Origin of the sequence: Priestia sp. Y58, assembly GCF_029522095.1 — a bacterium.
GTDB lineage: Bacteria > Bacillota > Bacilli > Bacillales > Bacillaceae_H > Priestia > Priestia megaterium_E.
In genome coordinates this window covers 124,951-137,414 of the sequence record NZ_JAKWFL010000007.1, presented here as the reverse complement: position 1 = coordinate 137,414, position 12,464 = coordinate 124,951, and the positions used below count along the sequence as shown (strand labels likewise).

The window sequence follows — 12,464 nt, the reverse complement described above, 5'->3', positions numbered from 1 at the left end:
GTTTTAACGGAAGGTTTTTTTATTACCACAAGGGTTCTTCTTCGCTGCTTACTTCATAAGAAAGTGGCATCATAATAACCGCTGCTATGAAGAAAATAAGCTCCGCGACAACAATGGATGGAAAGGAAAAGTCAAATAGTGAGAGAATAAGCCAAATAATAAGGGGTGCAAATGAGTAGATTGATAATCGCTTTTGGGATTTTGCAGAGATATACTGTTGTTTGTCACAGTGTGGGCATTCTAAAACGTTTCTAAATGTTAACAGTTGTTTAAAGGTTGTCCTCCAGTTCCATTTATGATTACAATTTTGACAGGTGGCCATGGGCATCACGCTCCTAAAAAGATTTATGTACATATAAAGTATACGTACAAGTTGGTATAGAGTTTCATTTTTATGATTAAAAACGTTTTTACTATTATAACATAAAACAAAATAAAAGGCTTTTTACAAGAAAAAGCCTTTTATTTCAACGTTTATTTAGATACAGCTTCATTCGTTTGAGAAGTTGTTTTTACTTTTATAACCATAATAACAAAAGCTAACAATCCAAGAATCGCTGCTACGAGAAAAGGAGCTTGAGGCGCTACGGCATTGCCAATAACTCCTGATAGTAAAGGAGCAAACGCTGCGCCTAACCATCTTAAGAAATTATATCCTCCAGATGTAATTCCTCGTTCATAAGGAGATACTTCCATTACATGACTCGTAAATAATGCATTATTAAGTCCTGATACAAGACCTGCTGCCATAATTAAAACAATGCGCAACCATGTTGCATCAAAGGCAAATAAACAAATTAAAATAAGTGAAAAAACAATTAAGCTAACATGTAACACTTGTTTTGGCTGATATCTTTTTTCTAACTGATGTGCTAAAACCGCTGAGCCATAAGCTAAACATAATCCCCATCCAAAGAAAACAAAGCCAATTTGAAGAGCTCCGATCGATAGAATAAGCGGCGTATAAGCTAACACTGTAAAAAATCCGTAGTAATAAAGCATGCCTGATACGGCGCCTTGAGTAAAAGGTTTTAATTTATAAAGTTTTACCATGTCTTTAAAACCCGCTGCTTTACGAGGCTTAGTGCTTGTAGGCTGTTTAACAATCGTTAATACTAAAATAAAGGCGATAAAAATTAAAGCACTTGTACCAAAAAACGGCAATCTCCAAGAAGCATTTCCTAACACGCCTCCTACAAGCGGTCCTCCGGCCATTCCCAAACCAATTGCAGCTTCATATAATCCTACTGCTTTTTTCACTTCACCTGATAATGCAATAAGCAGCGTCATAGCTGTTGCAAAGAAAAACGAATTACCAAGTCCCCATCCCGCTCGGAAAATAGAAAGCTGAGGAATATTGTTAGAAAATCCGCATAGCGCTGCAAAAATTGTTACAATGATAAGGCCTGTTACCATCAAGCGCTTGTCTCCTACACGTGATGCTAAGATGCCTGCTGGAATCATCATGATAGCCATCATTAATAAATATGAAGTAAATAACATTTCAACTTGCCAATGAGAAGCTCCAATTTGCTTAGCAATCTCCGGTAAAATCGGATCTACTACCCCGATTCCCATAAATGCTAAAAAAGTAGCTACTACCGTAATAATTTGACCTAATCGGTTATTTGAATGCTGTCCTTCCACTCTTTCATCTCTCCTTTTGTTTTTTCATGTATTTCCATAGCAGATTCTCGCATTTCTTTTAATTCTGTTTTAAATGCCTGCATTTTAACCACTTTAAATTCAATCATCTTGATTTGATTTTCCAGTAAATTTTCTATTTGCGTTATCTCTTTCGCTGATAACCCTTGCTGCTCACTTCTTTCTTCAATCATTCTTTTGAGCGACATAAACTGCTGTAGCTCCTGTAAAGAAAAACCGAGAACTTCCTTTGCTTCTGCTACTTTTTTTAGTTCTTTTACCTCTTCTTCGGAATAAATCCGTGCATTTCCTTTTGTGCGCTGCGGGGGTAAAATGAGTCCAATCTCTTCATAATACCGAAGAGCTCGCTTGGTCAAACCGGTCATTTTCGTCACATCATCGATTAAATACATATGTTTCACCTCACCTTTCATTAACATTAACGTTAACGTCAATCACTTATATACTCATTATAGATTAACGTTAACGTTAATGTCAACAACGTTAAGGTATTTTATGTAAATCTTAAAAATATGTGCACGAAAAAACCTATTGAAAAATCAATAGGTTACATCAATATGTCATATAGCTGCTGTGCTGTTTCTCCTGTTACTTTACCGTACACTCCTCTTTTTTTAGAAGTAAGTTCCGCACTATCGGAGGTGAATCGTACATTGTATACAGCACCCTCATAAGTAAGCTGTACATCTGGGTCAAGAGCGACGCTGTAATCAGCTTTTTTCCACTGAATTTGTTTCATCATTGATTTCACAGTTAAAGCATCTTCTGAACTTAATGTTTTATCTCCTGCTTTTATAGGCTTGCCCTCCCTGTTTTTATTAAATTTTAGTTCCGAATGAGCAAATGAAAATTCAAGTTGGTTTTTATCATGCGCTATGAAATCTTGGGGTAGTTCTACATAGCGGACAACTTCTCCTTCGTGTACAAACACAAGCATTTGATCAGCAGAAACTATTTTTTTCATCACCTCTTCACTAATCGGTGCGTTTACAAGTCTTTCTACGTCGGCTTTCTTACTTTTGTTTGTGAATAAATATCCTTTTTCCCATTTAAAATCACTTAACTTCGATACATCCACTGAGCTTACACCTTTTTTTGCAAATGATTCCTGAATATTCTCCCCCATTTCTTTGTCGTTGGTAACTTGGGCATTAGAACTGCACCCTACTAAACAACAAAAAATAATGCCTATTGCTATAAGAGCCTTCACTTTTGCCTTCCTCCTCTCTACCATTCTTTTAGAAAATTCCAACTTTGTACCATTTTAACATATAATTCCTATTTTTCGTGAAAACAAACAAAGAATACGCTTACATAATTTCACGCATATAATTTCTATTTATTTATAAGTTTTTTCTGAATATTTTAAGAAAATTTTAATATTTTATTTAGTTCGTTTTTAAACTTTATCTTTAGACTAAAAAATAAGTTAAAAATAAATAACGCAGGAGGAAAACAATGACTTGTCTATCTGAAGTTTTAAAGTTTAATGAAAAATTTGTAACAAATAATCAATTTGAGGCTTTTCAAACATCCAAATTTCCTAACAAAAAAATAGTAATCTTAACTTGCATGGATACACGTTTGTTAGAATTACTTCCTAAAGCCATGGGGCTAAAAAATGGAGATGCAAAAATAGTGAAAAATGCCGGAGCTGTTATCTCCCATCCCTTTGGCAGCGTCATGAGAAGTATATTAGTTGCCGTCTACGCTTTGCAAGCTGATGAAGTATGTGTCATCGGTCATCATGAATGTGGAATGACGGGCATGAAAGCTGAAGCTATTTTAGCCTCTGCTGAACAAAGAGGGATTAGCACGGAACAGATTCGTAATCTAAAATATGCTGGTATTGATTTAGAATCATGGCTGACTGGGTTTGAATGTGTAGAGGATAGTGTCGAAAACAGTGTGGATATGATTCGAAATCACCCTCTATTACCAAAAGACGTGCTTGTTTCTGGAATGGTTATTCATCCTTCAACCGGAAAACTTGACGTCGTTGTAAACGGCTATTCCCAAGACCGAACTGAAGCCGTAAGCTCATGAAGGAGGATCCTATTGAATGCTAAAAGATAACCGATTTCAAGGCTATTCAGCAGGGCATTTACAAAAAGACATTATCGCCGGTTTGGTTGTTGGGGTCGTTGCTATTCCTTTAGCGATGGCCTTTGCCATTGCTTCTGGTGTAAGACCTGAATACGGGATTTATACAACCATTATCGCAGGAATTATGGTTTCCATATTAGGCGGATCGAAATTTCAAATTGCAGGTCCAACAGGTGCATTTGTTCCGGTGCTGCTTGGAGTTGTTATGCAGTTTGGCTATGAGAATCTTATTATTGCAGGCTTTATGGCTGGAATTATGATTACGCTTCTCGGAATATTTAAGCTAGGGAAATTTATAAAGTTTATTCCGCGCCCTGTGACGATTGGATTTACAGCAGGAATTGCGATTATTATTTTCTCAGGTCAGATCGCTAATTTTTTAGGACTAAAAGGAATTGCAAAACATGAGGAATTTCATTTAAATATGATTGAAATCCTACGAAACATTGCAACGATTAACATTTACAGCGTTATCATAGCCGCTATTTGTTTAGCTATCGTTATTACAACGCCAAAGTTTTTACCTAAAATTCCAGGTGCCCTTCTAGGTCTTCTTGTCTCCACACTTGTAGCCATTACACTGTTCCCAGGAAAAGTTGCAACGATTGGCTCTACTTACGGTGCCATTCCGAGTAAACTACCATCTTTTAGCTTCCCAGATTTAACATGGGATAACATCGTGATGCTATTTCCGGCTGCCTGCGTAATTGCGATGCTTGGAGGTATTGAATCTTTACTATCAGCTGTTGTTGCTGATAATATGGCCAAAACCAAGCATAATAGCAATAAAGAACTTGTCGGTCAAGGTATTGCTAATATTGCTACCTCTCTATTTGGCGGAATTCCAGCAACTGGTGCCATTGCTAGAACAGCTACCAATATCAAAAACGGCGCAGCTTCTCCTTTATCAGGAGTCATACACGGCTTAGTTGTTTTATTGGTCCTTGTGATGCTGGCTCCTTATGCATCAAACATTCCGCTGGCAAGTATGGCACCTATTTTAATGTTTGTGGCTTGGAATATGAGTGAGCGTAAAGAATTTGCGCATATTTTAAAAACCAAGTCAGCTGATTCATTTGTACTTGTAGCTACGTTTTTATTAACAGTTTCAATCGATTTAACAACAGGTGTAGGCGTGGGTCTACTTTTAGCTATTGTTATGTTCGTGAAACGAATGAGCGGATCACTGAAGATTTCAAAGGTTTTAGCGGAAACATCTGAAAACGCTCACAAATCTGAGTTGATGGAATATACCATGCAAGGATCTCTTTTCTTTGGATCGGCTGAAGTATTAGAAGATTCCTTTGATACCATCGCTGAAGCGAAACCGAAAGTTTTATTGCTTCGAATGAGCCAAGTATCCTTTATTGATACATCTGGAGAAGCTTTACTATCGAAGGTGGTCGAACGTTTGAAAGATTCGCATAGCCAAGTCGTTATTTCTGGCTTACAGCACCAGCCGAAAGAAATGTTAAAGTCAACCGGTCTATATGATAAAATAGGTGGAAAAAATATATTTTCTTCCGAACCTCCCGTGAGTAAGATTAAAACTCGTCATAGAATCGTTACTACGTAGTAAAAAAAGAGATCCGAACGATTAATCGTTCGGATCTCTTTTTTTAAATATTAAACCGGTACCCTGCTCCCCAAACCGTTTCTAAGTACTGAGGATCTGCTGGGTTTTCTTCTAACTTTTCTCTTAGTTTTCGAATGTGAACTGTTACGGTTGAAATATCTCCTGAAGAATCAAATCCCCAAATTTTTTCAAATAGATGTTCTTTACTTAATACTTGATTTGGATGAGAAACGATAAACTTCAGCAAATCGAATTCCTTCGCTGTAAAAAACACTTCTTTGTCGTTCACAAATACTCTTCTAGCGAGCGTGTCAATCGCTAAGCCATGAATACGAATCATACGCTTTTCCTGCTTATCAGAGAGTCTTTCATATCTCGCTAAATGCGCTTTGACCCTTGCGACCAGCTCCCCAGGGCTGAATGGCTTGGTAATATAGTCATCTGCACCTAGCCCGAGCCCTCTAATTTTATCAATTTCTTCTTTTTTAGCTGAAACTAAAATGATTGGAATATCTTTTGCAGCTCGAATTTGCTTACACACTTCAAATCCACTCACTTTAGGGAGCATAATATCCAAAATAACCAGATCAAAATGTTCATTTAACGCTTTTTCTAATCCCTTATCCCCGCTATATTGAACGTCTATTTCAAAATCGTTAATTTCTAAATAATCTCTTTGCAATTCAGCAATACTTACTTCATCTTCAATTAATAATATCTTCTTCATGTGTATCACCATTTTCATTCATTTTTTGCAAAGAAAAGAAAATACTTGTTCCTTCGCCAAGCTTACTTAGTGCCCAGATGTCTCCCCCGTGGCGTTCAACAATTTGTTTTGCAATGGCCAGTCCAAGTCCACTTCCTCCAGTATTGCTGTTGCGGGACTGTTCTGCTCGATAAAACCGGTCAAAAATATGCGCTAATGCTTCCGGTGAAATCCCTGCGCCATTGTCTTTCACTTCAATAATGAGTTCACTTTCGGTAGCAGAAAGAACGATATCGATTCTTTTTCTTTCTTTATCCATAAATTTAATACTGTTGGTTGTTAAATTTATTAAAACTCTTCGCAGCTGCTCAGCATCTGCTTTTGCATACAGTGTGGTTAGAGAATTATCGGAAAATAAAACATCAATATCATGTTCGCTCATTTCAAACTGAAGCTCTTGCACATAACTTTTCATAAAAGCAGAAAGATTAAGTTTTTTAAATACAAATGGAATTTCATGCAAATCCAATTTAGAAAATAAAAACAGCTCATCGATTAACGCATTCATGTCTTTTGCTTTCGTTGAAATCGTTAACAAATATTTAGAAAGCTTATCTGGCGTATTAGCTACGCCATCTTGAATTCCTTCTACATATCCTACAATGGAAGTAATAGGAGTTCGTAAATCGTGTGAAATACTTGAAAGCAGCTGCTTTCGATTATCTTCATATTGAATTTGCAGTTCAACAGAAGATTTTAGTTTTTGCCTCATTTCTTCAAAAGCTTGCGTCAATTCGCCAATTTCATCTTTTGAATTAGCAGAGATCTCAAAGTGAAGATCACCTTGTTTTATTTTTTCAGCCGCTTCTTTTAATTCACGAATGGGTTTAATAATGCTTCTTGAAACAAGATAGTTTAAAAATCCAATAATCACAATCACTAAAATTAATAGTAGAAAGATTAAAAAAGGGAAAATTCGATTAATAATGCCTACATAAGGGCTGATTTTTCGCAAAACGTAAATGCTTCCTTTTTCTTGATTTGAGAAAGGAAAATCAAGGTTGATATATGTAAAGTACTGCTTGCCTATGCGCAGCATGTCCTGCTGATACGAATGATTTCCTTTACTTTTTTGATGCTTTGGCAAGTATTTACGAAGGTTTTCTCCTTTAATGGATTCTGAAGCATATACAACCTCTGTGTTTTTTTGAATCACAATATCAATATTTTCAAATTCATATTTTTTAACCGTCTCCGGCCGCAGCAGCTGTTCTGGTTTTTTTTCACTCAATAACTTTAAATCTAAGAATGCATTTTCTTCTTCTGGCGTTAACAATTTATACTCATAGGAGTGACTGTACAGTTTTCTTACAAAATCGGCGTCTCCAGTAATAGAGAAGAAAATGAGAAAGCCCGATAAAAAAAGCAAAATAATAAAGACAAACACAATACTGATATACGTTAAAACAAAACGCAGCTGAATTGACATGACTTACCCTATGCCCCTTTGGCTTTAACAAAACTATTTGATAGACTAGTAAAGGTGAATAACAAATAGATCGTTAGACATTATACATATAGCAAAAATTAAAACAACAAAACAAATGTATATTCTCACTTTACCGTGATAGAGTGAGAATGAACACCACCTTTTTTACCATTTTATGAATTACTGGAAAATTATGATCTATTTTTCATAATATTCTTAGGCTGAAAGTTATACTATCTGTCTTAATATTTTAAAAAAGGAGACTTTTTAATGAAGATTATCAAAGCTACTTCCTCTCACATCCCTTCTGTTGCCCGTTTATACGTAGACAGCTGGCGCATTACATACAAAGGGTTAGTACCTGATGCTTATTTAAACAGCTTGTCTTATAAACAAAGTGCAGAAAAATGGTCCTTCTTTCTTACCGAGCCTTCTCATTTTATTTTGCTCGCTATCGATGAACGAGAAAAGATTGTCGGCTTTTCAGCAGGTAAGCCTCATTTGTCCGGTGCTGAAATATACGCGCTATACGTTTGCAAGGAAGTGCAAAATCAAGGAGTTGGTCATCTTCTGTTTTCTCATTCAGTAAAAGAATTTACTGATCAGCACTATACGTCTATGATTATTTGGGCTATGAAGAAAAATAAGAAAGCCGTTCAGTTTTATAAAAAATTAGGCGGCAAAAAAATCTTGAATCGCACAAGTCAATTTGGAGACACTAAAGTTGAAGACGAAGCATACGGTTGGGAACGTCTTCCTTCTAATAAATAAACGAGCACACTAGTGTGCTCGTTTATTTATTAGAAGATAATATTATTGAGCCGTCGTCTTTTTATCCGTTGAATGAACTTTATTACAAAGCCCATTCCAGTGCCAAAAACAATTCCCTTGACTCACTATAAAACAATCCAGCCATTTTTGAAAATTCATATGTAATACATGTGCATCTTGAAACGATGCGTTCCGCTTTTTTACTATTATATATGCAGAGTGCGCTGATTTTTTAGAGTCAATGATAATCTCTTCTTCTCCAACAGACCCAATTGTCATATAGAGACTCTGACTTTTATAAGCTGTTTCTCTTACATCTTCTAAGCTATAAAGATTCCCTGCTATTTTTTTGTCAGCATCAATGAACAAATTACACCCATTTGTTAGCTGCAAAAACTGCTTGTAGTCTTCAGGAAGTGATACATGCATTTCTTCTTCAAAAACATTCAGTTGATTCTTGCTTACTCCATCAAAAAAAGTACAAGTGGTTCTGTATACTTCTCCTTCATTTTTACACACTTCTATAACATTATTGTTTTCCCACAGCCGCTTTCGAAGTGAATTTATTATTTTTTCAATCATACTCTTCCTCCAAGCGTTGGATTTAAAACGGTTACATTACATTAATTAAACAATAATGTGCTAATTCCTTCTTTCCTACTAAATTATACGACAAACTTTAGAAATTCATGTTCAAATAACATAGAAAAAAGCAGCGAATATCGCTGCTTTACAGGTTATACAGGTGCTTTTTCTTCCTGTTCAGGATGGTGATCGTAATCAATAAGCGCTTTTGGAAGGCCCGTATATTTAGCCCAATAATAAATCCCAAGAGATACGACCGCTATGATAATTAAGTCTACAGGCGTATCGATCAAACCCTTTCCTCCACCGAACGAACCAATATAAGAAATAAAGAGCATGATGATATAATAAGCAACTAACCACCAAGTTGATTTAATCTGCTGACGAAGACTTACTTCGTTTTTAGGCACATATTTAGCAAAAATCAAATATATAACAAACATAACCAGTTGAGAAGTTAACAGCCATGAAATAGTCTTCCATCCTGACCAGTAGACAATAAAGGAAGCAAAAATAAAGGATAACGGACCAATTATACTCATTCCTCTTAATTTAAAAGGCTTTTCCAAATCTTTTGCGTTCACCATAAAGGCCGCTGATGAAATTGGTGCAATCGCGTAAGAAAGAATAAGCGCAACAGAGCATACGTTTACGAGTGCATTCCATGAAGGAAATGGCAGTGTCCAAAAAATCGAAAGTCCTAATGAAAGCCATAGAGATGATCGAGGAATCCCTGTTTTTTTATCCACATGAGCAAACGTCTTAAATAGCGTACCGTTACGAGACCAAGCATAGATAAGTCTAGATGTTGTATTCATAAAAATATTACCGTTACCACCCGGTGATAAAATAGCGTCTAAAATAACAAGTGTTGCTAGCCAGCCAAGACCAAGAACAACAGCGATGTCTTTAAACGGGAGTGAAAATTTATCTTGAATGCCGGACCAACCGCCTTTAATCATGTCAGATGGAATAGCTCCGATAAATAATATTTGTAGAGCAGTATAAATGAGAGCTGCTAGAATGATACAAATCACAAGAGCAATTGGAATATTGCGCTGAGGGTTTTTCACCTCTCCAGCTACCGATACAATTGGATGAAGGCCTAAGTAGGCAAACATAACCCCGCCTGTGGCAATGGCGGCCTGGATACCATCAAATCCCCCGGGAGCAAACTCTCCCATCGTAAAGTTTCCTGACTTAAAATAAAATGCCAGCGTTACGATTACTGTAAGCGGTACAAAATATTTAAAAATAGAAATAATAATATTCGATTTCGCAAATGCTTTTACACTCCAGTAATTGAGTAAAAAGAATAAGCAAAGCAACACAAATTGTAGAATCCATCCAGATATCGTCGGTGAATCAGATCCAGATTTTGTTAAACCTGGAAACCAGTAGGCCACATACTGTCTCACTGCTGTTACTTCAATAGCGATTAAGCTAGTGTACGCTACAATAGTAATAAATGAAATCATATATCCTACAAGATGACCGTGTGAATAAACAGGATATCGAATAATTCCCCCTGTACGAGGCAAGGCAGCCCCTAGCTCAGCGTATACAAGGCCTATTAATAAAATAATAACTCCACCAATAACCCAAGAAAAACTTCCTGCAGGACCTGCTTGCGTAGCGACATTACTAACGGCAAACAGCCAAGCGGAGCCAAAAATAGCCCCCAATCCAATTAATGTTAAATCTAATAGGGATATCGTCTTTTTAAACGGACCTTTATTCTCCATAAGCTTCCTCCTTTGGATGAATCATCACTTTTGTTGTTTTTTTTGACAGCATTCATATATATTCGATAATATGTGTCAAAATTTTTATTACTATACCCATTCAAAATTACTTTGAACCCCTTTTCTTTACTTCTATAAATTAATTAACAGAAAATTTTAAAAATTAACTCTTATGTTAAAGACACACTAAAACTTTTTCTTCTCTTCTTTAATAGGTAAAATACTCAATAAATGAAAGGAGTTAGATAAATGACTTTACCAGAGAATTTGCCTGTTGATTTTACAGCTTACAGCCACTTAACATTTCTTCCGCTCGGACGCAAGAATAAATCGATTCGATCCGTAGGAAATAAACATACTAAAGGGCTACTTGGACGTTTAAATGACTACTTTGAGCGAGCAATGAATGAGTTATCTCAAGAAGATATCGTCCTTTTTCAAACGTTCTTATATGGAAGTCATAGGGGCGGTTTTCCCGTCGCAATTGATAAAAATGAAGACGTTTATCCTCACTTTTGGCAACCAACTTCATTTCTATGGAAAGAATATAATAAGAATCGCGGCATTCCTATTCATCATGATGAGTTTTATTCTCAAAATTTTACGGTTTTGACTAAAAATGAGTTGGAAAATTATCTTGGAAGCATTATGAAAGATTACATGTTTTGCGCTAGGATACATGATTCTTCAAAAGGAGAATGGATTCAACATATTAATAAGTGTTTCTTCAAACATCCGCTCATTTCCCTTTATCATCGAAATGCAGATGTGATTGAAGCAATTGAACAATCCAAAAAATCACCTTTGCTTTTTATTATGAAAAACCCTGAGCAAATTGCTTTTTGGCGCAATCGGATTGAAATCATTATGAGACCTTTTCGCTCTCTTCCTTACACCGCCTTTGAGAGAGGATTTTCAGATACGGAAGATACGGTATTAACTGTTCACGGAGAAAACGAGATCATTCGCTTAACCTCAGAAAACAGAGGTCTCGCCGTAACATATGATGTCACAAATGATGCTATTTCACTCGATGAGGAGTATAATGTAGTGCTAGCAGCCAAACGCTTAGCTACAACTCAGCGGCAGTTCGAAGAGATTATAGATGAAAATGAAGAAGTGACTCAAAAACTGCTTGTCTTTTTTAAGTGGAAAAGTCTTTTAAAGCATCATGAAGTGCACATCAAAGAAATCCAAGACAAATTGTGCAGCCTAACCACTTATCAACTTAATCAAGAACAAGTTTTGCAGGAAAACGATCGCTTTCTTTCCTTCATTCAAAACGTATTACAAGTAAAAACACCGAATTCAAATCTCGAAGTCGGTTCCATTCAATGGTTTTCGCAATGGGATTTTCCAGATGTCACCCTGCTGCAGGAAACAAACAAATTTACATGTTATATGGACCCAAACGAAATAGAAAAGAAACTGACAGAAATAAGCGCTAAGATAGAAAATGAACTTCATAAGCAGCGTCAGGCCCTGCTTTCAACTCCGCTAAAAATCGGTCAAGTAACTTTTGATTCAAACCAAATGTTACGGTTATTAACGCTTATAGATACCTTAAAGAACACGGAAACTCAGCAGATTTACATGCAAATTTTAGAAGGCGTTTCTACTAACAGTATTCGTCAAAAAGAGCTCGATAAAATACCCGCATTTGGATTATTAAATTCTGTAAAGCGCAAGCGCATTGTTACGTATTTACAAGAATTACAAAACTATCAGCTGCTTAAAAAAGAGAAAAAAGGATTCAGCCTCACTCCAAAAGGCGAAGCCATCCGACGTCTATTTGAAGAAGAATCACGGAGAATATGAGAT

The 12,464-nt window shown here is 36.2% G+C and carries 12 protein-coding genes; 4 read left to right on the top strand and 8 right to left on the bottom strand.

Translation table 11 applies throughout. The annotated features are described in order from the left end of the window. Window positions 1-22: 22 nt before the first annotated feature. From MMB68_RS20585 to MMB68_RS20570, 4 genes are all read right to left on the bottom strand, one after another. Window positions 23-322 carry a TIGR04104 family putative zinc finger protein gene (locus tag MMB68_RS20585; RefSeq protein ID WP_028413131.1) on the bottom strand — a complete coding sequence of 100 codons (300 nt, stop codon included), beginning with the start codon at window positions 320-322 and terminating at the stop codon, window positions 23-25. 152 nt (window positions 323-474) lie between these two features. After that, window positions 475-1,647, bottom strand: coding sequence for an MFS transporter (locus MMB68_RS20580; protein ID WP_014459848.1), 1,173 nt, complete (start codon window positions 1,645-1,647; stop codon window positions 475-477). Beyond that, a complete protein-coding gene (locus MMB68_RS20575) occupies window positions 1,617-2,057 on the bottom strand; it encodes a MerR family transcriptional regulator (RefSeq protein ID WP_221785033.1) in 441 nt (146 codons plus the stop codon). Before MMB68_RS20575 ends, MMB68_RS20580 begins: the two co-directional genes overlap by 31 nt. A 155-nt stretch (window positions 2,058-2,212) precedes the next feature. Continuing rightward, a complete protein-coding gene (locus MMB68_RS20570; protein ID WP_269870778.1) occupies window positions 2,213-2,917 on the bottom strand; it encodes a hypothetical protein in 705 nt (234 codons plus the stop codon). A gap of 206 nt (window positions 2,918-3,123) precedes the next feature. On the opposite strand from MMB68_RS20570, the gene MMB68_RS20565 reads away from it, so the two are divergent. Both MMB68_RS20565 and MMB68_RS20560 read left to right on the top strand, forming a co-directional pair. Beyond that, window positions 3,124-3,711, top strand: coding sequence for a beta-class carbonic anhydrase (locus MMB68_RS20565; RefSeq protein ID WP_221785031.1), 588 nt, complete (start codon window positions 3,124-3,126; stop codon window positions 3,709-3,711). Window positions 3,712-3,727: 16 nt separating this feature from the next. Further along, window positions 3,728-5,347, top strand: a complete 1,620-nt coding sequence (locus MMB68_RS20560; RefSeq protein WP_269870779.1) for a SulP family inorganic anion transporter — start codon at window positions 3,728-3,730, stop codon at window positions 5,345-5,347. 43 nt (window positions 5,348-5,390) lie between these two features. Here MMB68_RS20560 and MMB68_RS20555 read toward each other — a convergent pair whose 3' ends face one another. Together MMB68_RS20555 and MMB68_RS20550 are read right to left on the bottom strand one after the other, a co-directional pair. Continuing rightward, window positions 5,391-6,074: a response regulator transcription factor gene (locus MMB68_RS20555; RefSeq protein ID WP_013057296.1), complete on the bottom strand. Its 684-nt coding sequence runs from the start codon at window positions 6,072-6,074 to the stop codon at window positions 5,391-5,393. Next, window positions 6,052-7,542: a sensor histidine kinase gene (locus MMB68_RS20550; protein WP_269870780.1), complete on the bottom strand. Its 1,491-nt coding sequence runs from the start codon at window positions 7,540-7,542 to the stop codon at window positions 6,052-6,054. Before MMB68_RS20550 ends, MMB68_RS20555 begins: the two co-directional genes overlap by 23 nt. Before the next feature lie 270 nt (window positions 7,543-7,812). Here MMB68_RS20550 and MMB68_RS20545 point away from each other — a divergent pair, with 270 nt between their 5' ends. Further along, window positions 7,813-8,313 carry a GNAT family N-acetyltransferase gene (locus MMB68_RS20545; RefSeq protein WP_277549291.1) on the top strand — a complete coding sequence of 167 codons (501 nt, stop codon included), beginning with the start codon at window positions 7,813-7,815 and terminating at the stop codon, window positions 8,311-8,313. 42 nt (window positions 8,314-8,355) lie between these two features. Here MMB68_RS20545 and MMB68_RS20540 read toward each other — a convergent pair whose 3' ends face one another. Together MMB68_RS20540 and MMB68_RS20535 are read right to left on the bottom strand one after the other, a co-directional pair. Next, entirely contained in the window at window positions 8,356-8,895 is a 540-nt protein-coding gene (locus MMB68_RS20540) for an SMI1/KNR4 family protein (protein ID WP_269870782.1), read from the bottom strand. 155 nt (window positions 8,896-9,050) lie between these two features. Continuing rightward, complete coding sequence (locus tag MMB68_RS20535) at window positions 9,051-10,643, bottom strand: APC family permease (protein ID WP_074680910.1); 1,593 nt, start codon at window positions 10,641-10,643, stop codon at window positions 9,051-9,053. A gap of 249 nt (window positions 10,644-10,892) precedes the next feature. On the opposite strand from MMB68_RS20535, the gene MMB68_RS20530 reads away from it, so the two are divergent. Beyond that, window positions 10,893-12,461, top strand: a complete 1,569-nt coding sequence (locus MMB68_RS20530; protein ID WP_269870783.1) for an RQC-minor-2 family DNA-binding protein — start codon at window positions 10,893-10,895, stop codon at window positions 12,459-12,461. Window positions 12,462-12,464: the final 3 nt, after the last annotated feature.

Coding starts and splice junctions, on each gene's coding strand:
- MMB68_RS20575 (WP_221785033.1), bottom strand. CDS start 2,057: ATGTATTTAATCGATGATGTGACGAAAATGACCGGTTTGACCAAGCGA.
- MMB68_RS20565 (WP_221785031.1), top strand. CDS start 3,124: ATGACTTGTCTATCTGAAGTTTTAAAGTTTAATGAAAAATTTGTAACA.
- MMB68_RS20535 (WP_074680910.1), bottom strand. CDS start 10,643: ATGGAGAATAAAGGTCCGTTTAAAAAGACGATATCCCTATTAGATTTA.
- MMB68_RS20540 (WP_269870782.1), bottom strand. CDS start 8,895: ATGATTGAAAAAATAATAAATTCACTTCGAAAGCGGCTGTGGGAAAAC.
- MMB68_RS20530 (WP_269870783.1), top strand. CDS start 10,893: ATGACTTTACCAGAGAATTTGCCTGTTGATTTTACAGCTTACAGCCAC.
- MMB68_RS20545 (WP_277549291.1), top strand. CDS start 7,813: ATGAAGATTATCAAAGCTACTTCCTCTCACATCCCTTCTGTTGCCCGT.
- MMB68_RS20550 (WP_269870780.1), bottom strand. CDS start 7,542: ATGTCAATTCAGCTGCGTTTTGTTTTAACGTATATCAGTATTGTGTTT.
- MMB68_RS20560 (WP_269870779.1), top strand. CDS start 3,728: ATGCTAAAAGATAACCGATTTCAAGGCTATTCAGCAGGGCATTTACAA.
- MMB68_RS20555 (WP_013057296.1), bottom strand. CDS start 6,074: ATGAAGAAGATATTATTAATTGAAGATGAAGTAAGTATTGCTGAATTG.
- MMB68_RS20585 (WP_028413131.1), bottom strand. CDS start 322: ATGGCCACCTGTCAAAATTGTAATCATAAATGGAACTGGAGGACAACC.